The following is a 25,082-nucleotide window of genomic DNA, read 5'->3' as shown; positions in this document are numbered from 1 at the left end:
GGGGTCATCCTTCCTCTTCCTTGCGCATCGCGCGAGCGGCGTTGACGCTGCCGTCGATGCGGGATGCCACGGTGGCCGCGGCGACCGTGACGAGCACGCTGCCAGCGAGCACCGCGCTGATGAGCCACGGGTCGAGCGTCACGGCCGGTTGGGCGTCTCCGTCGGTGAACGCCCGCAGGTCGATTCCGGCGAGCACGACGAAGGGCAGGGCCGCCCCGAGCAGCGCACCGGCGACGAGGGCGATGAGGGCCACCGGGCCGATCTCCCAGACGACGAGTGCCCGCTCGCCGCGGCGGCCGAGGCCGAGCGTCGAGAGCAGCGGGAGCAGACGGTCGCGGGCCGGGCGGCCCACGACGAGGGTGAGCACGATCGCGAGAGCCGTGAGCAGGCTCGCCAGCACGATCGCGATGACGAGCGAGATGACGAGGCCCTGCGTCGTCGGTCGCTCGCGCAGCTCGGCGAGCAGCGCTTCGGGCGTGACGACCACGGCATCGTCGCCGGCGATCGCTGCGAGTGCTGCGGTGACCTCGTCGGCGTCCGCGCCGGGTTCGAAGCGCACGAGCACGGTGCGCGGCACGAGCGTCGCCGTGAAGGGCTTCGCGTTGGCGACGTCCATGAGCACCCAGTTCGCGCGAGGCGAATACGCGGTGCGGCCGTCGACGACGCCGAGCGCCTCGAAGTCCTCGCCGTCGAGCTCCGCGGAGTCGGCCGCGGAGACGAAGTCGGCCACCGTCTTCGACAGCACCACCGGCACGTCGTCGGCGCCGGTCTGCGACAGCCCGTCGGGGAGGGGCGTGGCGGAGTCGCGGCCGGCCTGCACCTCGCGCATCTCGTCGGTGTCGACGACGATGAGCGTCGAGGTGCGGGTGCGCCCGTCGGCGGTGACCTTGGTCGGCTTCGCCGAGTACACGGGCGCGGTGGCCGCGACGCCCGGTACGGCCGCGAACTCGTCGAGCTGCTCGAGGGTGAACGGCGTGCCGCCGACGGCGGCGTCGGCTCCGACCTGGGCGTCGGCGGCGCGCTCGACGCCCGCCTGCACCGTGCCGAGCAGCACCGACGAGAACACGGCGACGGAGACGCCGACCACGACGGCGAGCACGGGCACGAGTCCGGCCGACGGGTCGCGGAGCGCCCGCGCCGAACCGAGGAACGGCACGAGGCCCGCCCTGCGCGCGGTGCGGCGGACGAGGGCGGCGAGCGGGATCGGGTAGACCCGCAGCACGATGAGGCACGCGAGCAGCGAAAGCAGGAGCGGCGCGGCCGCGAGCAGGGGATCGACCCCGGTCGAGGCGGTCGAGGTGGCGAGGCCCCGTCGGTAGAGCAGCACGACGGCGGTGACCGCGAGCACGGCGACGAGCACCTCGGCGATCCAGCGGAAGCGTCCGGTCGCCGACCCGCCGAGGTCGGTTCGGGCACGGCGGAGCGGACTGAGGCCCGGTTCGGCCGAGACGAGCAGCGCCGCTGGAGTGAGTGCGAACAGCGCCGCGATCGCCCACCCGGCGACGCCGCCGTCGGCTGCGACGAGCAGCGTGCCGAGCACGCCGCCGACGAGCGCGGCCGGCAGGCCGATCGCGAGCCCCTCGAGCGCGAGGATGCCGCGGAGCTGGCCGGGTGACGCGCCCCGTGCTGCGGCCAGCTCGAGGCCGGTGCGGCGTCGCTCGAACACCACGCGGGCCCCGAGCACGAGCACCGCGATCATCACCCCGATGGGCCCGGACGCGATCGTGGCGAGCACGGCGTCGCTCGCGCTCGCAGCGACTGCGGCGTCGTCGAGCGCTTCCGTGAGACCGCTCGTGAACGCGACCTCGCCGACGGTCGCGAACCAGTACTCCCATGAGCCGCCGCCGAGCACGAACACCTGGCTCGTGAACTCGCCGAGCTGCGCGGTGAGCTCGGGTGAGTCCGCGGCGCGGATGCGCTCGGGCAGCACCGGGAACCAGGCGTCCATGGTCGTGGGCAGCTTCGACTCCTGCAGTGCCGCCCACGAGACGGGGTCGGCGAAGCCGAGGCCGGTGACCTCGATGTATCCGCCCGGCGTGTAGGCGACCGAGGGTTCGAGCGCCACCGGCGGCACGTGCGTCCAGAAGCCGTCGTCGGGGTCGATCGCCGCGAACGTGCCGACCAGTCGCACGTCGTGCGGGGTGGTGCCGATGGGGATCGAGCGCTCCTCGCCGAGCGCCCACTCCATCTCCTCCGCGACGGCGTCGGCGAGGACCATCTCGAGCGGGGTCGGCCCCGGCACCTGGTCGGTCAGGCCGGCGGGCCACTCGCCGGCCGTGAGCTCGATGTGCTCCCGGATCCGCGGATCGAACGCCGTGAAGAGCTGATAGGAGGTCGAGCCCTCCGCAGCGCCCGCCACGCTCGCCTTCGTCGGTCCGGCGACGAGCACCGTGAGCGGGTCGGCGGTCACGTGCGTCAGCAGCTCGGGCATGCCGGCGCGGATGTCGAGCAGGCGCTGCTCCTGCGCGCCCCAGATCGCCTCGATCTCGGGTTCGAGGGAGGTGCCGCCGGTCGACGCCCCGAGCTCGGGCAGGTTGCGGCTGGAGGTGACGACGTCGATCTCGCGCCCCGGGAACTGCCCGAGCGAGTCCTCGAGCGCCGCGGTGTGCATCGCGGCGACCGCCCGCGGCACGCCGGTCGCGAGGAGCGCACCGCCGAGCACGAGCAGCGCGAGCATGATCGACGCGACCGGCCCGGCGAAGAACTGGCGTCGGAGGAGCCCGGCAGCGCTGAGCCGCGAACGGTGGCCGGCGGTCATCCTTCCTCCTGCCTGAGTCCTGGGCGCGAGGCGATGGCGCGAACGGATGCCGCGGCGCCGCCCGCGATCACGGCGGCGAGCGCGAGGAAGGCGGCGATGCCGAGGAGCCACGGCGCCGGGTCGACGGCGAACTCGACGGGCACGGCGGCGGGCACGTCGGCGACGGCGGCCCTCGCGAGCTCGCGCGAGGTGAGCAGCGCCGTCGCGAGGCCGACGATCGCGCCGATCACGACCGCCGTGCCGAGGGTCACCGCGAGCTCCGCGATGCGCGCTCGCGATTGCGTGCGCGCGGGAACCCCGAGCGCACGCAGCACGACGATCTCGCCGAAGCGGCTTGCACCGAGGGCGGCGACGAGCGCCACGACCGAGATGAGCGCGAAGAGCAGCGCTCCGCCGGCGCCGACCCAGAGGACGGCGATCGCCGGGGCGATGAACGGCGCCGACGACGCCGCCGACCTGGCGTCGGCGGTCACGGTCGAACCGTGCGCGCGGTCGAGATCGGCGGCGAGCCGTTCGGGCTCGGATGTCGCGATCCACCGTTCGCCGAACGCCGGCACCCCCGCATCGGCGTCGAAGGCGTACCGCTCGAGTGCTGCGAGATCGGCGAGCACGCCGTCGTCACCCGCGGTCGGCACGACCGGGATCACCCCGGCCACGACGGCGTCGACCTCGGCGCCGCCGGTGAGCACCCGGAACGCGAACGCGTCTCCGATGCCCGCCGAGATGCGCTTCGCGAGGTCGGCGCCGAGCACGACCGGTAATGGATCGCTGCCGCCCTCGGTGAGCGTCGCCCGGGCGGTGGGCGACTTCGAGGTGAGGAGGTGCTCGCGCTCGACCTCGAACCCGGGACCGGCGACGCTCGCGCCGTCGAGGGTGATCGCCCCGAACGAGACGAGCACATCGGTGCCCGCGGCTCCCGAGAGCGAGGCGTCGAGTCCGATGAAGCGCAGCCCCTCGGCATCGGGAACATCGAGGCGCACCGCGCCGCCGCCCTCCGCGACGCCGACCGGCACCGGGGTCACCGGAGTCGCCGCCCCGCTCCCGGTGAGGAACCAGGCGGTCACGGCGACGGCGCCGCCCGTGCCGGCAGGGGCGTCGAGTGCGACGGCGACCTCGAGTGCAGCCGTGCCCTCCGGCACTGGGGTTCCGGCGTCGGCCGCCGACTCGTCGAGCGCTGCGGCGCCGCCGGCCGCGCCCGTGCCCGGCGCGACACGATCGGCTTCGCCGGCGGGCAGTGCCACCACGGTCGCCTGCTCGGATCCGATCCGCACCTCGCCGCGGAAGACCGGGCCCTCCGCCGTGATCCCGTCGACCCCGTCGAGGCCGTCGTCGAGGGCCAGCGGGTCGGGGCCCTGCACGACGTCGCGACCCGCGTACGCCACGCGCACCTCGCCGCCCGTGGCGAGCGCGGAGGCGGTGCGATCGATGCCCTGCCATGCACCCGAGAACGCCGCCGACAGCGTGAGGCCCGCGACGGCGAGCATCGTCACGAGCGATGCGGCGGCGTAGAGCGACGCACGCCGAGCGAGCTGACGCATCGGCAACGACGGGACGAGCCCGGGGCGGGTCGCGGCCATTCGCTCGAGCAGCGCGTCGATCGGGCGCATGAGCCAGAGCGCTGCGAACGCGAGGGCGACGAGCACGAGCATCGGTGCGAGCACGGCGATCGGGTCGACCTCCATGGTGCCCGAGGCGTTCGCCACGAGGGGGGAGCCGTACAGTCGGAACTGCCAGACGGCGACGGCCGCGAGGACGACGAGCAGCACGCCGCCACCGGTCGCGAGACCGCGCGCCACCCTGCCGACCTCGTCGCCCGAGCCGCGGACGACGGGGCGACGGGCGTCGAGCCACGCGCGACCGGCGACGACGAGCAGGGTGCCGACGACCACGACGGATGCCACGACGACGGCGGTGCCAGGACTGCGGGCCTCGCCCGGGCGAACCGCCATGAGCACCGCCTCCGCGGCGACGGCGCCGAGGATCGCGGCGGGCACGCCGAGCACGAGCACCTCGATCGCGGTGTCGCCGGCGAGGCGGGCCGAGGAGGCGCCGCGGGCGCGGAGCAGCACCGTCTCGCCCCGCCGGGCCGATCCGAGCAGCATCGCGAGTCGGGTCACGGCCGCGAAGCCCGTGAAGGCGAGGAGCAGGAGCGGCAACGGGGCGATGGCCCGGACGGCACCGAGACCCGCCAGGAGCCGGGAGAGCGTCGCCTGCAGCCCGCCGACCGCGCTCAGGCCGTCGGTTCCGATCGCGGGTTCGGCGCGGAGGGCGGGCTCGACGTCGGGCAGTTCAGAGCGGAGCAGTCGCGCCGAGTCGGGGGTCACGGCGGCGGGGTCGACGACCGCGGTCCAGCGCACGACGATCGCGGCGGGCAGATCGAGGGTCGACGACTCGGCCACGAGGAACGGGCCGGCGCCGTCGGCGGTCGCCCCCGTGGCGACGACGCCCTCGCCGAACCACGCCGGGTCGCTCGGCTCGAGCGGCAGCCACGTGCCGACGACGAGGAGGCGCCGTGCCGAGGCGCCGGCGAGCTCGACGACGTCGCCCGGCGCGAGGCCGAGCGATTCGGCTGCAGCCGCGTGGAGCGTGGCGGGCTCGGCGGCTTCGTCTGCCGCTGCGGCGATCGCCGTCGGCTCCTCCGGCCAGTTCCCCTCGACGAGTTCCGAGCGCGCAGCTGCACCGGGATCGGCGAGCAGCACCGCACCGAACGCTGCACCGTCGCTGGTCGCGTCGACCGGCGCGGTCTCGATGCTGCGGCTCCAGGATGCGTGGTACGGGGTGATCATGCGATCGAGCACGGATGCCGCGGCATCCGCTTGCGCCTCCGGGTCCTGCGCCACGCGGATCTGCCACCGTGCCGCACCCGCAGCGCCCTGCGCCGACGAGAGGCCGCTGCGGAGCCCGCTCGTGGAGGACCCGGCGAGGGCGTCGATCACGGCGGTGGAGAGTCCGGAGAGCAGGAGGACGACCGCGGCGATCGCGACGAGCACACCGGCACGGGCGTTCGCACGGGCGAACGCTGTCCGTGCCGCTCCCACGCGCGCTCCTCGTCGATCGGGTCGCACGCGCGGCGGCATAGGGGCCGGGCCGAACGGTTCGCATCGGGTGTGAACGTCGACAGCGCGCAGCGACGAATCCGCATAGCCTAACGCCGTGGTGGGTCTTGCGCGCCACCTCGTCGAACCCATAGTCTTTAGGGCTGGCCGAGGAGTGAGTTCCGTCCGGCCTCGAGGGTTCGAGAGACGATGACGCAGGAGGACACCATGCAGACAGAAACCGACGCCCGCACGATTGCGGCCTCCGGCTCTGCCCGCCCGGCGTACCTCGTCGGGTTCGCAGGGTAGACCGCCCGTCCTTCGCGCAGGCTCCGCCTGCTCCGCGGTTTCACGCGATCTCGCGATCCGCGGCTTCCTCCACTCCTCTCCTTTTCGCCGACCTGGCCCTTCCATGGGCGTTCGGCGCTCCATTCCGATTGGAAACCGGCTGTGTCCGTAACCCTGCAAACGCCCACCGCACCTGACGCGCCCGAACCCGTGTCGCAGCCTCCCCGACTCTCCACGGTCCGCGCGCTCTGGCGGCTGCGCGAGTACGCCGGTCCCGCCATGCCGGCGTTCGCGGGCAGCATGGCCGCCGCGCTCGTGGCGCAGCTCATCGCCCTGACGATCCCGCAGGTGCTCCAGCAGATCGTCGACGGTCCCCTGGCCAACCAGGAGGCCGACGCCGTCATCCCGCTCGCCGTGCTCGTCTTCGTGCTCGGCGCCGTCGAGGCGATCCTCTTCGCAGTACGGCGCTGGCTCGTCGTCGGCCCCGGCACCAGGGTCGAGGCGCGCATGCGCAACGCCCTCTACGCGAAGCTGCAGGACCTCCCGGTCAACTTCCACGACCGCTGGCCGAGCGGCCAGCTGCTCTCGCGCGCCGTCAGCGATCTCGGGCTGATCCGTCGGTGGCTGTCGTTCGGCCTCGTGCTGACGGGTGCCAACGTCGTGATCATCGTCGTCGGCGTGGGCATCCTGATGTCGATGAACTGGTTCCTCGGGCTCATCTTCCTCGTCTGCTCCCTGCCGCTGTGGTGGGCGGGCTGGCGCTTCGAGGGTCGCTACTCCGAGATGTCGCGACTCAGCCAGGACCAGGCGGGCGACCTCGCGACCGCGGTCGAGGAGTCGGTGCACGGCATCCGCGTGCTGAAGGCGTTCGGCCGCGGCAAGCACGCCCTCTCGACCTTCCGTGCGCAGGCCGAGTCGCTGCGCAGCACCGAGATCGAGAAGGCGCGCCTCGACGCGAACATCTGGGTCTGGATCATGGTCGTGCCGGCGATCGCCCTGTCGCTCTGCCTCGTGGTGGGCGTCTGGCTCGCGTCGCAGGGTCAGCTCAGCGTCGGCGAGCTCGTCGCGTTCTTCGCGACCGCGACCGTGCTCGCCTGGCCGATCGAGTCGATCGGCTTCATGCTCGCGTTCGCCCTCGACGCCCGCACCGCGACCGATCGGTTCTTCGACATCCTCGACAGCGAGAACACGATCGTCGACCCGGCCGAGCCGCGTTCGCTCGAGCGGCCGCGCGGTGAACTCGCCTTCAGCGACGTGCACTTCCGCTACCAGGACTCGCCGGAGCGGTTCGGCGACCTGCTCGACGGCGTCGACCTCGTGCTCGAACCCGGCGAGACGATGGCGCTCGTCGGTCTCACCGGTTGCGGCAAGACGACGATGACCGCGCTCACCACGCGCCTCTACGACGTCACCGCGGGCTCGGTCATGCTCGACGGCGTCGACGTGCGCGCGTTCAGCCGCGACGAGCTCCGCACGCACATCGCGATGGCGTTCGAGGATGCCACGCTCTTCAGCGCCTCGGTGCGCGACAACGTGCTGCTCGGCCGACCCGAGCTCGCGGTCGACGACCCCGCCGTGCAGGCGGAGGCCGATCGCGTGCTCGACGAGGCACTGCGCATCGCCCAGGCCGGCTTCGCCTACGACCTGCCCGACGGGCTCGACACCAAGGTCGGCGAAGAGGGCATGAGCCTCTCGGGCGGCCAGCGCCAGCGGCTCGCGCTCGCGCGCGCCGTCGCGGCCAAGCCCGCCGTGCTCGTGCTCGACGACCCCCTGTCGGCGCTCGACGTCGCGACCGAAGCGCGGGTCGAGGCGGAGCTCCGCTCGGTGCTCGCCTCGACCACCGCGCTCATCGTGGCGCACCGCCCGTCGACGGTCATGCTCGCCGACCGGGTCGCGCTGCTCGAGAACGGCCGGATCACGGCGGTCGGCACCCACTCCGAACTCCTCCGGGAGAGCGAGCACTACCGCTTCGTCATCACGAGCCTCGAAGACGAGGAACGCAGGAGCAGCGGCGTCGATGCCGTCGACGTCGAGACCACGATCCGAGAGGAGGCGGCATCATGAGCGTCACCGGTGTGCAGGGCGAAGAACGCCAGGACTACTCGAAGGCCGAGTCGGCGCAGATCCGCGCCCGCTCGCGGCGGCTCCTCGGCTCGCTGCTCTCCCCGCTGAAGGGCAAGCTGTGGCTGACGGCGGTGGCCATCGTCATCTCGTCGGCCGCCCAGGTCGCGGGCCCCGCGCTGATCGCCTACGGCATCGACCAGGGCATCCCGGCGCTCATGAACCAGGACTGGTTCCCGGTCGCGTTCGCGGGCGTCGCGTACCTGCTGACGGGGCTCGCCGGCGCGTTCCTCATCTCGGTCTACATCCGGATGTCGGCGCGCATCAGCCAGGCCGTGCTCATCGACCTCCGCACACGGGTGTTCCTGCACACGCAGAAGCTCTCGCTCGAGTTCCACGAGTCGTACACCTCGGGGCGCATCATCTCGCGGCAGACGAGCGACCTCGACGCGATCCGCGAGCTCATGGACGAGGGGCTGACCCTGCTCGTGCGCGGCCTCATGTACATGGTGTTCACGGGCGTCATGCTCGTGATCGTCGACGCTCCGTCGGCCCTCGTGCTGCTCGTCGCGCTGATCCCGCTCGGCATCCTCACCCGCTGGTTCCAGGTGCGGTCGCAGTCGCTGTTCCGTCGCTCGCGCGTGGCGTCGGCGAAGCTCATCGTGCAGTTCGTCGAGACCATGACGGGCATCCGCGCGGTGCAGGCCTTCCGCAAGCAGCGGCGCAACGAGACCGAGTTCGGCGAGCTCGTCGAGGACTACCGCGACGTCAACGCGAAGGTGCTCGGGCTCTTCGCCGTCTACAACCCGGGGCTCGCCCTCATCGGCAACACCGCGGTCGCGGTCACCCTCGTGGTCGGCGGTTTCCGGGTCGTCGACGGCGCACTCGGAGTCGGCGTGCTGCTGGCCAGCGTGCTCTACACGAAGCGGTTCTTCGACCCGATGGAGGACATGGCGATGTTCTACAACGGGTACCAGTCGGCCTCGTCGGCGCTCGAGAAGATCTCGGGCGTGCTCGAGGAGGAGCCGAGCGTGCCCGACCCCGTGAAGCCGGTCGACCTGTGGAACGCTGAGGGTCGCGTGCAGTTCGACAGCGTCGAGTTCGCGTACACGAAGGACCGGGTCATCCTGCCGCGCTTCGACCTCGAGATCCCGGCAGGGCAGACGATCGCCCTCGTCGGGTCCACGGGAGCGGGCAAGTCGACGCTCGCCAAGCTCATCGCGCGGTTCTACGATCCGAGCGACGGCGCGGTCACGCTCGACGGCATCTCGCTCACCGACCTGCACCCGAAGGACCTGCGGCGCGCGATCGTCATGGTCACTCAGGAGGCGTACCTCTTCTCGGGGTCGGTGGCCGACAACATCGCGCTCGGCAAGCCCGACGCGTCGTCCGACGAGATCGTGCGCGCCGCGATGGCGGTCGGAGCGCACGACTTCATCGAGGGGCTCCCGAACGGGTACGACACCGACGTGAACAAGCGCGGCGGGCGGGTGAGCGCCGGGCAGCGCCAGCTCATCTCCTTCGCGCGGGCGTTCCTCGCGAACCCGGCGGTGCTGATCCTCGACGAGGCGACGTCCTCGCTCGACATCCCGAGCGAGCGGCTCGTGCAGGAGGGACTCACGAAGCTCCTCGCCGACCGCACCGCGGTGATCATCGCCCACCGTCTCTCGACGGTCGCGATCGCCGACCGGGTGCTCGTGATGGAGCACGGTCGCATCGTCGAAGACGGCTCGCCCGCCGAGCTCATCGCGGGCACGGGTCACTTCGCGGCCCTGCACGCGGCGTGGCGGGACTCGCTGGTCTGAGCCCGGCCGACCGATCAGGACGAGCGGATGCCCCGCGCCGAACCCTCGGCGCGGGGCATCCGAATCATCCAGCTTGACGGCCTTTCAACGTGCGCGCCTCCGGGCACCCCCTGAAGAGGGTGCGCGGCAGGGGCCCCGCTCACGATACGCTCGCCCCAGGCGGGCACATCGCCATGGTCACGCCTGCCCTCTGATTGGAGGAGACATGGAGACGCCCGAACGTCCCCTTCGCGTCGCGATCGCCGACGATGCGCTGCTCCTGCGCGAGGGCATCGCGAAGGTCCTCGCCGACGGCGGACTCGAGGTGGTCGCCTCGGTCGGCACGGGCGCAGAACTGCTCCAGGTCGCCGCGCGCGGCGGGCTCGACGCGGCCGTGCTCGACATCCGCATGCCGCCGAGCTACCGCGACGAGGGCATCGTCGCGCTCGAGGAGATGCGGGCACAGGGTTCGACCATCGGCGTGCTGCTGCTCTCGATGTACGCGACCCCCGAGTACGCACTGCGGGTCATGGGCGCCGGGAGCGGCACCGGTTACCTGCTGAAGGAGCGGGTCTCCGAGCCGCAGACCCTCGTGCGCGCGGTCGAGACCGTGGCCTCCGGCGGATCGGTCGTCGACCCCGAGGTCGTCGAGCAGCTCGTGCAGCGCACGCGCGCCGACGACCCGCTCTCGCGCCTCACCGAGCGCGAACGCTCCGTGCTCGAACTCATGGCGCAGGGCTACTCCAACGGCGGCATCGCGCAGACGCTCTTCCTCGGACTGAAGACCGTCGAGACGCATGTGCGCTCCATCCTGCAGAAACTCGACCTCGAGGAGTCGCCCGAGCACCACCGCCGGGTGCTCGCGGTGCTGACGCTCCTCGGCGCGAGGTGATGGCCCCCGGCCGCAAGGGCCGGATCATCAGGCGCACGATCGTCATCGCGCTCGTCGTCGCCGCGAGCCTCACCATGGAGATCACGGGCTTCATCGCGACGCCCGAGGCGCTGCGACGCGAGGTGTCGTGGACGACGCTGCACACGATCGTGCCGCTCGTCTTCGCCGCATGCGCCGGGGTGGCGTGGGCGATCGGCCCGTCGCGACTGCCGGCACGCCTCATGGTCGTCTTCCCACTCGTGTGGATCCCGCTCTCGTTCCTCCGCGTCATCGAACACGTCTCCTGGCTGTGGCCCTTCGTCTACGGCGTGCACCTGTGGTGGGCGGTGCTCACCGGCATTCTCGTGCTGCTCTACCCGCGCGGCCGGCTGATCGACGGCGTCGACCGCTGGATCGCCGGCATCGCACTCGTGACGTCGGTCGGGTACCTGCTCGGCGTGCTGCTGCTCGGCCAGCCCTCGCCCGACGTCTGCGACTGCACCGCCAACCCCTACCTGGTCGCCGACGCCCCGGGCGTGTTCGCGGTCATCGACGTCGGGTACCGCCTCATCGGCGTGCTGCTCGCGATCGTCATCGCCGTTCGGCTGCTCGTGCGATGGGTGCGGGGCAGCGTGCCCGCCCGTACCGTCGCCTTCCTCATGCCGATCGCCCTCATCGCCTGGGTGATCACGCTCGCCACGCAGGCCGCCGCGTACGCGTCGGGCGGAGCCGACCTCGTGCTCGACACGGTCTCGCTCGTGGCGATCGCCTCCATCCCGGTCAGCTTCGTCGCGGGCATCGCGCACGCGCGCAACATGCGCGCCCGGGTCGCCGACCTCATGCGCATCACCCGCGAAGGCGCCGACCGGGGACTCTGGGCGGAGTCGCTCGCCCGCACCCTGCGCGACGCCTCCGTGCGCGTCTACTGGTGGGACGAGGAGCGCGCCAGATACGCGGATGCCTCGGGGGAGCCGCTCGACGACGACACCCCCGCCGCCCGGCGCGGCGACCACGGCCTGCTGCCCGTCTCGTCGCCGACCGGCATGCCGATCGCCGTCATCCGCCACGACCGCGTGCTCACCGACAACATGCGCCTGCTCGACGGCGTCTCGAGCGCGCTGCGCCTCTCCGTCGACAACGGGCGCCTCCGCTCGGAGATCGAGCGCACCCTCGAGCAGGTGCGGCAGTCGCGGAGCCGTATCCTCGAGGCCGGCGACGAGGCGCGTCGCCGCATCGAACGCGACCTCCACGACGGGGCGCAGCAGCACCTCGTCTCGCTCGGCATGCGCCTGCGCCTCGCGGCGAACCAGGCGCGCGACCGCGGGGTCGAGCCGCTCGGGGTCGAGCTCGACGGCACCATCATGATGCTGAACCAGGCGCTCAAGGAACTCAGGGAGCTCGCGCACGGCATCCACCCCTCGCTCCTGTCGTCGGGCGGGCTCGCCCTCGCGGTCCCCGAGCTCGCGGGCCGGTGCCCGGTGCCCGTCGAGATCGACGTGCAGCCCGAGGGGAGGCTGCCCGAGGTCGTCGAGTCCACGGCGTACTTCGTGGTCTCCGAGGCGCTCGCGAACGTCGCGAAGCACGCGCAGGCCACCCGGGGCTGGGTGCGCGCCGCGCTCGTCGACGGCGAGCTCGAACTCGTGGTGCGCGACAACGGGGTCGGCGGAGCCTCGGCGGAGGGCAGCGGCATGCTCGGCATCGCCGACCGGGTCGACGCCGTGGGCGGACGGTTCCGCCTCGACAGCGAGCCAGGGGCCGGCACGACGATCACGGTGCGCATCCCGCTCGCGGGCTTCACCGCGCACTGACGGCGCGAGGGCGGAACTCGGGTCAGGCCTGCCAGCGGCACGCCGCGAGGTCGATGCGGTAGCCGTCGTCATCGGAGGTCGGCCGCAACGGCGTGCCCTCGTCGAGATAGTGCTGCCGCGCGCGGTCGGCGTGCCCGGCCGGCGGCCGCCCGCCGGCGCGCACGACCCGCCACCACGGCACGTCGCCGCCCGAGCGCGCCATCACCTGCCCGACGGCACGCGCGCCGCGCGAGCCGAGCAGCGCCGCGACGTCGCCATAGGTCGCGACCTGCCCCGGCGGGATGTCGGCGACGACCACGAGCACGGCCTCGACGAACCCTTCAGCGTGCTGCTGCGGCATCCGCTTCGCCCGGTCTCCCTCGTCGTGCTGCGGGGTCTCGGTCAGAGTTCGAGCGCGCCGATGACGTCGCCGTACGCGGTCTCGCCGACGTCGGTGAAGCCGATGCGGTGGAAGAACGCCTCGGGGCCCTCTTCGCCCGGCTCCCACAGCACGGTGATGCGGTCGAAGCCGCGACGCTTCGCCTCTTCGGCGAGCGCCGTCGCGAGGAAGCGGCCGACGCCCTTGCCCTGCACCTCGGCGTCGACGTTGATGCGCCAGATGCAGGCCCGGAACTCCTCGTGCTCGTTCTCGGGGTCGAAGTTGCCGTGGATGAAGCCGACCACGCGATCCTCGAGGAGCGCGACCCGCTGCCACGCGGTGGCCGGGTTCACGACCGACGACTCGGCGGAGTAGGTGACCGGGGCGATGAACTGCTCCTGGCCGGGCTTGAGCGACAACGAGTTCGCCGCCACGATGTTCGACGCCGACAGATCTTCCAGTCTCAGCTCAGCCATGCGCCAAGGCTAACCCGTGGGGCCGTCGCGTCGGTAGCCGAGACGACACATGCCCAGAGCGAACGAGCGGATGGCGCGGCCTCCGGGCCTCGGCATCGACCCGGGACGCGCTCGGGATCGGACCCGAACTCTCTCGAAGTCGAGACAGTCTCGTGGACGCGGTAAGCTGGCAGACGGCGTGTCCGACCGCCCAGAGGCTTTCCAGTTCCCCACCAGAATCAAGGAGACATCCACTTTGTCGAAGATCAAGGTTGCAGGCACCGTCGTCGAGCTCGACGGCGACGAGATGACGCGCATCATCTGGCAGGCCATCAAAGACACGCTCATCCACCCGTACCTCGACGTGAACCTCGAGTACTACGACCTCTCGATCCAGAAGCGCGACGAGACCGACGACCAGATCACGATCGACGCGGCCCACGCCATCCAGAAGCACGGCGTCGGCGTCAAGTGCGCGACGATCACGCCCGACGAGGCGCGCGTCGAGGAGTTCGGCCTGAAGAAGATGTGGAAGTCGCCGAACGGCACGATCCGCAACATCCTCGGCGGCGTCATCTTCCGCGAGCCGATCATCATCTCGAACATCCCGCGCCTCGTGCCGGGCTGGAACAAGCCGATCATCATCGGCCGCCACGCCTTCGGCGACCAGTACCGCGCCACCGACTTCCTCTTCAAGGGCGAGGGCACCCTCTCGGTCTCGTTCACCCCGAAGGACGGCGGCGAGCCGCAGCAGTTCGAGGTCTACCAGTCGCCGGGCGACGGCATCGCGCAGGTGCAGTACAACCTCGACGCCTCGATCCGCGATTTCGCCCGCGCCTCGCTCAACTACGGCCTCTCGCGCAACTACCCCGTGTACCTCTCGACGAAGAACACGATCCTGAAGGCGTACGACGGCCGCTTCAAGGACATCTTCCAGGAGATCTTCGACACCGAGTTCAAGGCGCAGTTCGACGCCGCCGGCCTCACCTACGAGCACCGCCTCATCGACGACATGGTCGCCTCGGCCATGAAGTGGGAGGGCGGCTACGTCTGGGCCTGCAAGAACTACGACGGCGACGTGCAGTCCGACACCGTGGCACAGGGCTTCGGCTCGCTCGGTCTCATGACCTCGGTGCTCGCCACGCCCGACGGCAAGGTCGTCGAGGCGGAGGCCGCGCACGGCACCGTGACGCGTCACTACCGCCAGCACCAGGCCGGCAAGCCGACCTCGACGAACCCGATCGCCTCGATCTTCGCCTGGACGCGCGGCCTCGCGCACCGTGGCAAGCTCGACGGCAACCAGGAGCTCATCGAGTTCGCCGCGACCCTCGAAGACGTCGTCATCACGACGGTCGAGTCGGGCGCCATGACGAAGGACCTCGCGCTCCTCGTCGGCCCCGAGCAGGGCTACCAGACGACCGAGGAGTTCCTCGCGACGCTCGCCGACAACCTGAAGGCGCGCATCGCCGCGTAGTCGATACGCCTCGAGACGGGGGTCGGATGCCGCTGGCATCCGACCCCCGTTCGCATTTCTGCGCCTCGCAGCTGCGGGCGCACCGAATGCGTCGGCTTCGCGTTTCCGCGCCTCGCAGCTGCGGGCGCCCCTGATGCGTCGCTTCCGCGGGAGGATGGACGCATGGCACGCCTCCTGAAGCTCGCCCGCAGGTACTGGATCGTCACGCTGACGCTCGGCATCGGCCTCCTCGGCATCGTGCTCGCCCTCACCGGGGCCGGCGCCGCCGTGCCGTGGATCTTCAGCGTCTACGCCCTCGGCGTCGCGACCTGGCAGGCCGTCGGCATGGTGCGCGACATTCTGCGGGGGCACTGGGGCCTCGACATCCTCGCGGTCACTGCGATCGTCGCGACGGTGCTCGTGGGCGAGTACGTCGCCGCACTCCTCGTCGTGCTCATGCTCTCGGGCGGCGCGGCGCTCGAGGACTACGCCAACCGCCGGGCGAAGCGCGAGCTCGACGCACTCCTGACCCGCTCGCCGCAGCACGCGCACCGCATGGAGGGCGAGTCGATCGTCGAGGTGCTCGCGAGCGACGTGCGCGTCGGCGACGTGCTGCTCGTACGACCGAGCGAGATCGTTCCCGTCGACGCGACCCTGCGGTCGGATGAGGCGAGCTTCGACGAGTCCTCGATCACGGGGGAGTCCGTTCCCGTCGAGAAGCATGCAGGCGACCTCGTGTTGAGCGGCTCGATCAACGGCCAGGCCGCCGTCGAAGTCGTCGCCGCTGCATCCGCCGCCGACAGCCAGTACCAGCAGATCGTCGCCCTCGTCACCGCGGCCGCCGACTCGAAGGCGCCCGTCGTGCGCCTGGCCGATCGATACGCTGTGCCGTTCACCGTCTTCTCGCTCGCGCTCGCCGGGGTGGCCTGGTGGGCCTCGGGCGACCCCGCGCGCTTCGCCGAGGTGCTCGTGCTGGCCACGCCGTGCCCGCTGCTCATCGCGGCGCCCGTCGCGTTCATCGGCGGCATGAGCCGCTCGGCGAGGAACGGCGTGATCGTGAAGGGCGGGGGAGTGCTCGAGCAGCTCGCCGCCGCGAAGACCGCCGTGTTCGATAAGACGGGCACGCTCACCTACGGCTCGCCGACGCTCGTCGCGATCCGGCCCGAACCGGGTTTCGGGGAGGACGAGCTGCTCGCGGCAGTCGCCTCGGCCGAGCAGTACTCCTCGCACGTGCTGGCGACGTCGATGATCGAGGCGGCGAAGCAGCGTGGACTCCCGCTCGCCGAGGCGGACTGGGCGCGCGAGGCCGCGACGAACGGGGTCACGGCCAAGCTCGACGGGCGGGAGGTCGTGGTCGGCAAGTTCGCGTTCGTGCAGGAGCACGCGCCGGAGGCCGGGCGCACGGACATCGCACCGGGGCAGCTCGCCGTCTACGTCGCGGTCGACGGGCGCTTCGCCGGGGCGATCCTCGCGAGCGATCGGCTGCGCGACAACGCGGCGGCCACGCTCGCGCGCCTCGGCGAGCTCGGCGTGCACCAGACCATGATGCTCACGGGCGACGCGAAGGCGACGGCCGATCACATCGCCGCAGAGCTCGGCATCACCCGAGTGCGCGCCGACTGCCTGCCCGCCGACAAGGTCGCTGAGGTCGCGGCGATCGCCGAGCGACCCGTCATCATGGTCGGCGACGGCGTCAACGACGCACCCGTGCTGGCGGCCGCCGACGTCGGCATCGCGATGGGCGCGAAGGGCGCGACGGCGGCGAGCGAGTCCGCGTCGGCGGTGATCCTGGTCGACGACATCTCGCGTACCGCGAAGGCGGTCGAGATCGGGCGCGACACCGTGCGCATCGCGCTGCAGAGCATCTGGATCGGCATCGCGGTGAGCATCGGGCTGATGGTCATCGCCGCGTTCGGGGTGATCCCGGCGACGATCGGCGCGCTCCTGCAGGAGGTGGTCGACCTCGTGACGATCCTCGCGGCGCTCCGCGCGATCGGCGGGCGACTCGATGCGAAGGCCGAGGCGGCGGATCGCGACATCCGCTCACTGGTCACAACTCGATAACGCCCCCGGGAAATCGACGCGCACTCTTGCGTCGGGTTTGTTCGTAAGGTTTACTAACAAACGTGACTGCAACGGATGCGCAGCGAGGCCCGGTCACCACGGAGCCGACGCCCCCCACCTCCCCGGTGGCGTCCGAGCTGCATGCCGCATCCGCTCCCGGCGCTGCGATCTTCGGTCGCTCCCGCGCGCTCCGGCCGACCGGCAAGGTCCTGCCCGAGCACGCCCGCACGCACAACCGCGCCCTCGTGCTGCAGACGCTCTACACGGCAGGAGCCCAGAGCCGAGCGGATGTCGCGCGCGGCACCGGTCTCACCCGGGTCACGATCTCCGACCTCGTCGGCGACCTCATCGCCGAGGGCCTCGTGATCGAACTCGGCCAGCGCGAAGACGCCCGCCCCGGCAAGCCGGCCACGCTCATCGACATCGACCGCGAGGCCTTCCACATCATCGGCGTCGACCTCTCGGAGCACGAGGTGTTCCGTGGCGCGGTGGTCGGCCTCGACGGCCAGATCATCGGGCGCGACGAGGTCGCCCGCGACGGTGCCACCGCCGAAGCGGCCGAACTGCTCGTCGAGCAGCTCGTCGAGCGACTGCTCGCCCGCACCACGACCCCCGTGCTCGGCATCGGCATCGGCTCGCCCGGCGTCGTCGACGAGCACGGCGTCGTGCGCTCGGCCCCGAACCTCGGCTGGGGTGACGTCGCCCTGCAGGATCGCATCGGCGCCCGGTTCGCGCTGCCCGTGCACGTCGCGAACGACGCGAACGTCGCCGTCCTGGCCGAGCACGGCTCCTCCCACCACGACGACCTGCTGCTCGTGAAGGTCGGCCACGGCGTCGGCGCCGGACTCATCATCGGCGGGCGCCCCGTCGTCGGGGGAGGGTTCGCGGCCGGCGAGATCGGGCACGTCGTCGTCGGCACCGACGGCGGCCCGCGCTGCGCGTGCGGCAAGGACGGATGCCTCGAGGCCTGGCTCGCCGTGCCGCGGCTCACCGCGCAGCTCGCCGAGCTCGACGGGGCGGGTCGCACCGCGGCATCCGCTCGCGACGACATCCTCCGCGAAGCCGGCCGACGACTCGGCATCGTGCTCGCACCGGTCGTGGGCGCGCTGAACCTCTCCGAGGTCGTGCTGAGCGGCCCGACCCAATTGCTTGACGGACCGCTGCACGAGGCGACCGTCGACACGCTCCGGACCCGGACCATGGCGGAATTCAACCGTGATCTGAGGCTCCGGATGACCGAGCACGGGCAGGACATCGTTCTGCGCGGCGCGGCCGTCATGGTCCTCTCCGGACAACTCGGAGTCTCGTGAGGGACTCCACGCATCAAGGGTGACAGCGAACCCCCGCTGCCTCCCACACCCCACGAAAGGAAACGACAATGAGGAAACTCGGCATTGTGGCGCTCGGCGCCGTTGCTGCCCTGACCCTCGCCGGTTGCAGCGCCGGTGGTGGCAGTGACTCGGCCGACGGTGGCAAGATCACGGTCTGGGTCGTCGGCACGGACACGCCCGACACGGCTCGCGAATACCTCAAGGACACGTTCGAGTCCGAGAACGAAGGCTGGACCCTCACGGTCGAGGAGAAGACCTGGGCCGACGTGAGCGACACCTACGCGGCCGCCCTGCAGTCGAACGACTCGCCCGACGTCGTCGAGGTCGGCAACACCCAGACCGCGAGCTTCGCGGACCAGGGCCTGTTCCTGCCCCTGAGCGACTTCGCAGCCGACGACTACCTGCCCGGCCTCGTCGAGTCCGCCACCTACGACGGCGACCTCTACGCCGCGCCGTACTACGCCGGCGGGCGCATCGTGTTCTACAGCGAGCAGGTGCTCGGAGCGACGCCGCTTCCGGCGACGCTCGACGAGTACGTCGCGACGGGCACGGCGCTGAAGACCGACACGGTCTCGGGCATCTGGGCACCGGGTCGCGACTGGTACAACGCGCTCCCCTACGTCTGGGCTCACGACGGCTTCATCGCCGAGCAGGAGGGCGACGAGTGGAAGGCCGGCTTCTCGAGCGAAGGCGGCATCGAGGGCCTGACGCAGCTGCAGGGCGTCTACATGAACGCGTCCAACGCACCGAAGGACGGCGACGAGACCGACCCGCAGGTGCCGTTCTGCGCCGGTGAGATCGCACTGCTCTCGGCTCCCGCGTGGGTGCAGTGGTCGATCACGGCTCCGGCCGACGCCGAGGCGCCGGGCTGCCCCGACACCTACGGCTCCGACCTCCGCGCCTTCCCGCTGCCGGGCCTCGAAGCGGGCGAGACCGCCCCGATCTTCGCCGGCGGCTCGAACATCGCCGTCGCGACGAAGAGCGCCAACCCCGAGCAGGCTCGCGCCGCGCTCGACATCATGGCCGGCGAGGGCTACCAGACCCTGCTCGCCGAGGGCGGCCTGACGCCGGGCCTCACCGCGGCGGCATCGTCGCTGCCCGACACCGAGATCGCGAAGGCACAGGCCGTCGCGCTCGAGAACTCGAAGGTCACCCCGACCACGCCCAAGTGGGCCGAGGTCGAGGCTGCGCAGATCATCCAGGAGGCGCTCGTGAAGATCGCCCAGGGTGGGGATGTCGCGGCGATCGCCGCCGACCTCGACGCGCAGATCGAGGAGATCCTCAACAGCTAGCCTGTTGAGCCCCGCGGGGGCGGAGTCCCACACAGCTCCGCCCCCGTTCCCGCGATTTCCTCCGGCCCGCCGCCGTCGCCGCGCCCGAGACGTACCATCAGTCAAACCGCGATTCCCCCGCGATACATCCGAGGAGCAGCCATGAGCGCAACCCTCACCGAGCCTGACGCAGCGCCGCGCACGCCGAACACCAAGCCACCCCGTCCTCCCAAGGGCTCCGCCGCGGGCCCCCGCAAGAAGAAGCCCCTGCCGTGGGCTCCGTGGCTGCTGCTCGGCCCGAGCATCGCGCTGCTGGGCGTCATGGTGGTCTACCCCACGATCGTGATGTTCGTGAACTCCTTCACGAACCTCGAGATCAAGAACAAGATGCTCGGCACCGCGCCCGACTTCGTGGGCTTCGACAACTACATCGAGGTCTTCACGGAGTCCGACTTCCCAGCAGTGCTCGCCCGCAGCCTCGGCCTGATGGTCGTGCTCACCGTGCTGATCACCGCGATCGGCATGGTCGTCGCGCTGCTCATGACGAAGCTGTCGAAGGGCTGGCGCCTCGCCGTGTCGATCGGACTGATGCTCGCGTGGGCGATGCCGCCGCTGTCGGCGACCGTCGTCTTCGGCTGGATCTTCGACACCGACTACGGGCTCGTCAACTGGGCGCTGAACACGATCACGGGCACGCAGGACTTCCGGGGCCACTCCTGGCTCATCGACCCGTGGTCGTTCATGATGGTGCTCGTCATCATCGTCGTGTGGCAGAGCGTGCCGTTCGCCGCGGTCACCTTCTACGCGGGTCTCGGGCAGGTGCCCGACGAGGTGCTCGAGGCGTCGTCGCTCGACGGCGCCGGCCCGTGGCAGCGGTTCCGACTCATCGTCCTGCCGTACATGCGGGGCGTGCTGACCGCCGTGCTGGTGCTCGAGACCATCTGGAACCTCCGGATCTTCACGCAGGTGTACGCGCTGCAGCAGCAAGGAGGGCTCGCGAGCGAGACGAACATCCTGCCCACGTACCTGTTCCGGCAGGGTCTCGGCGAGTTCGGCGTGACCGCCGCGATCGGCGTGTTCATGGTCATCCTCCTCATGGCCATCTCCTACTTCAACGTCCGTTCCTCCCTGAAGGATGAGGCAGAGCTGTGACCGTCAGCCCAGGAATCCAGGTCGCCGAGACTCCGGCGTCGACCACGACCTCCACGCGTGCCGCCTCCATGATCGGCGACGGAGGTCGCCTCGGGCGACGCGCGGGCCGCGCCAAGGGCCGCGCCGGCCGGTTCGGCCTCAACGCCTTCGCATTCATCGTGATCGTCTGCTCGATCTTCCCGGTCTACTGGATGGTGAACATGTCGTTCACCCCGCCGAACCAGATCATCAGCCGCAACCCGAGCTTCCTGCCCTTCGACTTCACGTTCAAGAACTACGTCACGGCATGGACGCGCGAGGCAGCGCCGGGGCAGACGGACTTCCCGCACGCCCTCCTGTCGAGTCTCGCCGTCGGCCTCGCCGTCGTCGTGGCCGGCGCCCTGATCGCGTTCCTCGCCTCGATCGCGATCGCGCGATTCGCCTTCCGCGGTCGATACGTCTTCATCGTGAGCGTGCTCGTCGTGCAGATGGTGCCCAGCGAAGCGATGATGTTCACGATCTACAACATGATCGACGACTGGCGCCTCATGAACACCCTGGTCGGGTTGTTCATCGTGCACCTCGCCACGGTCGTGCCCTTCACGATCTGGACCCTGCGCGGCTTCGTGCGAGGTGTGCCGGCCGAGCTCGAAGAGGCGGCCCAGATCGACGGCTGCTCGAAGGCGCAGGCCTTCTGGAAGGTGACGTTCCCGCTCCTCGCCCCGGGGCTCGTCGCCACGGGCATCTTCGCCTTCATCCAGAGCTGGAACGAGTTCCTGATGGCCCTCCTCCTGCTCAAGGGCTACAACCTGACCCTGCCCCCGTGGCTGAACTCCTTCCAATCAGCCACCGAGGCGACGAACTGGGGTGCCGTCATGGCCGGATCCACGCTCATCGCCCTCCCGGTCGTCATCTTCTTCCTGTTCGTGCAGGGCCGGATGGTCGGCGGGCTCGTGAGCGGCGCGGTCAAGGGATGACCCGGCTCGATTCGACCGGCGCGGGCACCGACCTCCGCCGGGACATCCTCACGACGTTGCTTCCGGGCTTCGAGGGGCTGCAGGCGCCCGACTGGGTGCTGGAGCTCCTCCGTGAAGGCCTCGGCGGCGTCTGCCTCTTCGGGCCGAACGTGGAGACTCCCGAGCAGCTCCGCGCGCTGAACGCCGAGCTCCGGGAGGCCAATCCGCTCGCGGTGATCGCGATCGACGAAGAGGGCGGCGACGTCACCCGGCTCTTCTACGATCGCGGGGCGCCCTTCCCGGGCAACGCCGTGCTCGGCCGCATCGACGACGTCGAGCTGACCGCTCGCGTCGCCAGGGCGGTGGGCGAGGCGCTCGCCGCGACCGGGTGCACCGTGACGTTCGCGCCCGACGTCGACGTGAACGCGAACCCCGACAACCCCGTCATCGGCGTGCGCAGCTTCGGGGCGGATCCCGAACTCGTCGCCCGCCACTCGGCCGCCTGGACGCGTGCGCTGCAGGAGACGGGCGTCGCCGCCAGTGCGAAGCACTTCCCGGGGCACGGCGACACCGCGACGGACTCGCACCTCGCCCTGCCCGTCGTCGACGTGCCGCTCGCCACCCTGCGCGAGCGCGAGCTCGTGCCGTTCCGGGCCGCGATCGCCGCGGGCAGCCGCACGATCATGACCTCCCACATCCTGATCCCCGACCTCGATCCCGAGAACCCGGCCACCCTCTCCCCGCAGATCCTGAACGGCCTGCTCCGCGGGGAGCTTGGGTTCGAGGGCGTCATCGTCACCGACGCCCTCGACATGAAGGGGGCGAGTGGCGTGCACGGCATCCCCGAAGCCGCTGTGCGCGCCCTCGCCGCCGGTTGCGACCTGCTCTGCATCGGCTCCGACAACTCGGCCGCCGAGATGGCGGAGATCGTCGGCGCGGTCGAGACCGCGATCGCGACCGGCCGGCTGCCGGAGGAGCGCGTGCGCGACTCCGCCGCGAGGGTGCGCGCGCTCGCGGTCGACTCCGTGCGGGTGCCGGCCGGGCCGGCCCTGCCCGCCGTGATCGAGCCGCAGCACGACGCCGACGAGATCGGCCGGGTCATCGGCGCGTTCGAGGTGACGGATGACTCGCGCGACCGTCTCGCCCGATCGGCACGAGTCGGCACGGTCGTGCGGGTCGACACCGTCGCGAACATCGCCGTCGGCGTCGCGCCGTGGGGTCCCTTCGCGGCCGAGGACGTCGCGACGCGGCCGTCGTGGCTCGCCGAGGCCGTCACGGTCGCCGTGTCCGAGCGGCAGGGCCTCGTCGATCCCGCAGCACTCGAGGGCACCGTGCTCGTCGTGGGCAAGGACCTGCACCGGTTCGCGTTCGCCCGGGCGGCGATCGACGCGCTGCGCGCCGTGCGCGACGACGTCGTGACGATCGACATGGGCTGGCCGTCGAATGATCGTGCCTACGCCGACATCTCGACGTTCGGCGCCTCGCGCCTCCTCGGCGAGGCCGTCATCGAGTTCGTCGACGACGCGCTCAGGGCTGCGGTGGCGACGCCGTGAAGCTCGGCATCGACATCGGCGGCACGAAGACGGCGGCGGTGGCGATCGGTGCCGACGGAGAGCTGAGCGACCAGGTTCGCATGCCCACGGGCTTCGGCGCGGAGGCGGTCGTCGCGACCGCCCTCCGCACCGTCGAGCGCATGAGCGAGCTCGCCGGCCTGCGCACGGCGTCGTTCACCTCGATCGGCATCGGCATCCCCGGTGCGGTCGACAGCGCGACGGGTCGGGTGGAGCACGCGGTGAACCTCGGGCTCGAAGGGCTCGACCTCGGCCGTCGCCTCTCCGACCGTCTCGGCATCGACGTGCGCGTCGAGAACGACGTGAAGGCGGCCGCCCTCGGGGCCCACCACCTGCTCGGCGCGGCGGCTGGCGCCGGTGCCCGGGCGGGTGCCGACTCCGGCGACGAACTGGGACGCACGGCGACGTCGATGGCCTACCTGAACCTCGGCACCGGGCTCGCGGCGGGTGTCGTGCTCGACGGCCGGCTGCTGCGCGGCGGCCACGGCATCGCCGGCGAGATCGGGCACATCCCGATCGACCCGGCGGGCGTCCGGTGCGGATGCGGTCAGCGCGGCTGCCTCGAGACCGTGGCATCGGGCCTCGCGATCGCCCGTACCTGGCCGACGGCCTCGGAGCATCCGGCCCGGGAGCTCTTCGACGCGGCGGACGCGGGCGACGCGCGGGCGATCGCCGTGCGCGAGGAGTTCCTCTCGGGGGTCGCGACCGCGGTCAGGCTGCTCGTGCTGACCGTCGACGTCGACGCGGTGGTGATCGGCGGCGGGCTCGCCGCGCTCGGCGGGCGACTCATGGACGGCACACGCCGTATCCTGAATCGGTGGGCGGCCGACTCGGCCTTCCTCGCATCGATCGACCTTGCTGCTCGCGTGCAGGTCGTCCCACCCGGATTCCCAGCGGCCGCCGTCGGCGCCGCCCTCGTAGGAGAACACCCATGGCTGAAGTCGTCGTCGTAGAGAACGAAGACGCCGCAGGCGCACTCGTGGCCGACACGATCGTCTCGCTCATCCGCTCGAAGCCCGATGTCGTCCTCGGCCTCGCGACCGGTTCGACGCCGCTCGCGAGCTACCGCGCTCTCGCGCGACGCATCGCCGACGACCGGATCGACGTGCGCGGCGTGCGCGGTTTCGCGCTCGACGAGTACGTGGGGCTGCCCGCCGGCCACCCCGAGAGCTATCGCGCGGTCATCTCGCGCGAGGTCGTCGAGCCGCTCGGCCTGACCCCGGAGCTCGTACGCGTGCCGAACGGCGATCCCGCCTCGATCGAGCACGCAGGGGCCGACTACGAGGCGGCCATCACGGCGGCCGGCGGCGTCGACCTGCAGATCCTCGGCATCGGCCGCACGGGCCACATCGGGTTCAACGAGCCGGGCTCGTCGCTCGCGTCGCTCACGCGGGTGAAGACCCTCACCGAGCCCACCCGCCTCGACAACGCCCGATTCTTCGATTCCCCGGCCGACGTGCCCATGCACTGCATCACGCAGGGCATCGGCACGATCCTCCGCGCCCGCCACCTCGTGCTGCTGGCGTTCGGTGCCGCGAAGGCCCACGCCGTCGCGGCGGCCGTCGAGGGAGCGGTGACCGCCAGCCAGCCGGGCTCGGCGATCCAGCTGCACCCGCACGCCACCGTCATCATCGACGCAGCCGCAGCGGCCGAACTCGAGAACATCGACTACTACCGGCACGCGTGGGCGAACAAGCCCGCCTGGCAGGGAATCTGACCCGAGCGGTCGTCGACGAAGAGCGGATGCCACGCGGCATCCGCTCTTCGTCGCGTCGGGCGAGTGGATGGCACGCGGCGTCTGCTCTTCGTCGCGTTTGGTGAGTGGATGGCACGCGGCGTCTGCTCTTCGTCGCGTCTGGCGAGTGGATGCCACGCGGCATCCGCTCT

The 25,082-nt window shown here is 71.4% G+C and carries 17 protein-coding genes; 13 read left to right on the top strand and 4 right to left on the bottom strand.

Annotated features, from left to right (window positions below):
* Window positions 1-4: 4 nt before the first annotated feature.
* Complete coding sequence (locus ASD23_RS11905) at window positions 5-2,758, bottom strand: ABC transporter permease (protein WP_056010670.1); 2,754 nt, start codon at window positions 2,756-2,758, stop codon at window positions 5-7.
* Window positions 2,755-5,796 (bottom strand): hypothetical protein, encoded by a 3,042-nt coding sequence (locus ASD23_RS11900; protein WP_056010664.1) that lies wholly within the window; start codon window positions 5,794-5,796, stop codon window positions 2,755-2,757. The genes ASD23_RS11905 and ASD23_RS11900 overlap by 4 nt, the downstream gene beginning before the upstream one ends.
* Window positions 5,797-6,291: 495 nt before the next feature.
* Between ASD23_RS11900 and ASD23_RS11895 the strand changes: the two genes are divergently transcribed.
* From ASD23_RS11895 to ASD23_RS11880, 4 genes are all read left to right on the top strand, one after another.
* Window positions 6,292-8,145 carry an ABC transporter ATP-binding protein gene (locus ASD23_RS11895; protein ID WP_424220018.1) on the top strand — a complete coding sequence of 618 codons (1,854 nt, stop codon included), beginning with the start codon at window positions 6,292-6,294 and terminating at the stop codon, window positions 8,143-8,145.
* Complete coding sequence (locus tag ASD23_RS11890) at window positions 8,142-9,947, top strand: ABC transporter ATP-binding protein (protein WP_056010661.1); 1,806 nt, start codon at window positions 8,142-8,144, stop codon at window positions 9,945-9,947. The genes ASD23_RS11895 and ASD23_RS11890 overlap by 4 nt, the downstream gene beginning before the upstream one ends.
* A gap of 205 nt (window positions 9,948-10,152) precedes the next feature.
* Window positions 10,153-10,818: a response regulator transcription factor gene (locus ASD23_RS11885; RefSeq protein ID WP_056010658.1), complete on the top strand. Its 666-nt coding sequence runs from the start codon at window positions 10,153-10,155 to the stop codon at window positions 10,816-10,818.
* Window positions 10,818-12,605 carry a sensor histidine kinase gene (locus ASD23_RS11880; RefSeq protein ID WP_056010655.1) on the top strand — a complete coding sequence of 596 codons (1,788 nt, stop codon included), beginning with the start codon at window positions 10,818-10,820 and terminating at the stop codon, window positions 12,603-12,605. Before ASD23_RS11885 ends, ASD23_RS11880 begins: the two co-directional genes overlap by 1 nt.
* A gap of 22 nt (window positions 12,606-12,627) precedes the next feature.
* Here ASD23_RS11880 and ASD23_RS11875 read toward each other — a convergent pair whose 3' ends face one another.
* On the bottom strand, window positions 12,628-12,945 hold the full coding sequence (locus ASD23_RS11875; RefSeq protein WP_056010653.1) for an MGMT family protein: 318 nt from the start codon (window positions 12,943-12,945) through the stop codon (window positions 12,628-12,630).
* A 41-nt stretch (window positions 12,946-12,986) separates the two neighbouring features.
* Window positions 12,987-13,439: a GNAT family N-acetyltransferase gene (locus ASD23_RS11870; RefSeq protein ID WP_056010650.1), complete on the bottom strand. Its 453-nt coding sequence runs from the start codon at window positions 13,437-13,439 to the stop codon at window positions 12,987-12,989.
* Window positions 13,440-13,674: 235 nt separating this feature from the next.
* Between ASD23_RS11870 and ASD23_RS11865 the strand changes: the two genes are divergently transcribed.
* The 9 genes from ASD23_RS11865 to ASD23_RS11825 all read left to right on the top strand — a co-directional run bounded on the left by ASD23_RS11865 (window position 13,675) and on the right by ASD23_RS11825 (window position 24,912).
* Window positions 13,675-14,892, top strand: coding sequence for an NADP-dependent isocitrate dehydrogenase (locus ASD23_RS11865; RefSeq protein WP_056010647.1), 1,218 nt, complete (start codon window positions 13,675-13,677; stop codon window positions 14,890-14,892).
* Between the two features lie 162 nt (window positions 14,893-15,054).
* On the top strand, window positions 15,055-16,935 hold the full coding sequence (locus ASD23_RS11860; protein ID WP_056010644.1) for a heavy metal translocating P-type ATPase: 1,881 nt from the start codon (window positions 15,055-15,057) through the stop codon (window positions 16,933-16,935).
* A gap of 137 nt (window positions 16,936-17,072) precedes the next feature.
* Window positions 17,073-18,245, top strand: a complete 1,173-nt coding sequence (locus ASD23_RS11855) for an ROK family transcriptional regulator (protein WP_200941733.1) — start codon at window positions 17,073-17,075, stop codon at window positions 18,243-18,245.
* A gap of 68 nt (window positions 18,246-18,313) precedes the next feature.
* The gene (locus ASD23_RS11850; RefSeq protein WP_056010639.1) at window positions 18,314-19,558 is read left to right on the top strand and encodes a sugar ABC transporter substrate-binding protein; all 1,245 of its coding nucleotides are present in this window, start codon (window positions 18,314-18,316) and stop codon (window positions 19,556-19,558) included.
* A 141-nt stretch (window positions 19,559-19,699) separates the two neighbouring features.
* On the top strand, window positions 19,700-20,689 hold the full coding sequence (locus ASD23_RS11845; protein ID WP_056010636.1) for a carbohydrate ABC transporter permease: 990 nt from the start codon (window positions 19,700-19,702) through the stop codon (window positions 20,687-20,689).
* Window positions 20,686-21,645, top strand: coding sequence for a carbohydrate ABC transporter permease (locus ASD23_RS11840; RefSeq protein ID WP_327019800.1), 960 nt, complete (start codon window positions 20,686-20,688; stop codon window positions 21,643-21,645). Before ASD23_RS11845 ends, ASD23_RS11840 begins: the two co-directional genes overlap by 4 nt.
* Entirely contained in the window at window positions 21,642-23,177 is a 1,536-nt protein-coding gene (locus ASD23_RS11835; protein ID WP_056010633.1) for a glycoside hydrolase family 3 protein, read from the top strand. The genes ASD23_RS11840 and ASD23_RS11835 overlap by 4 nt, the downstream gene beginning before the upstream one ends.
* Complete coding sequence (locus ASD23_RS11830) at window positions 23,174-24,148, top strand: ROK family protein (RefSeq protein ID WP_056010630.1); 975 nt, start codon at window positions 23,174-23,176, stop codon at window positions 24,146-24,148. The genes ASD23_RS11835 and ASD23_RS11830 overlap by 4 nt, the downstream gene beginning before the upstream one ends.
* Window positions 24,127-24,912: a glucosamine-6-phosphate deaminase gene (locus ASD23_RS11825; protein ID WP_056010627.1), complete on the top strand. Its 786-nt coding sequence runs from the start codon at window positions 24,127-24,129 to the stop codon at window positions 24,910-24,912. The genes ASD23_RS11830 and ASD23_RS11825 overlap by 22 nt, the downstream gene beginning before the upstream one ends.
* Window positions 24,913-25,082 lie beyond the last annotated feature (170 nt).

Origin of the sequence: Agromyces sp. Root1464, assembly GCF_001427265.1 — a bacterium.
GTDB lineage: Bacteria > Actinomycetota > Actinomycetes > Actinomycetales > Microbacteriaceae > Agromyces > Agromyces fucosus.
This window is presented reverse-complemented; position numbering and strand designations above follow the sequence as displayed.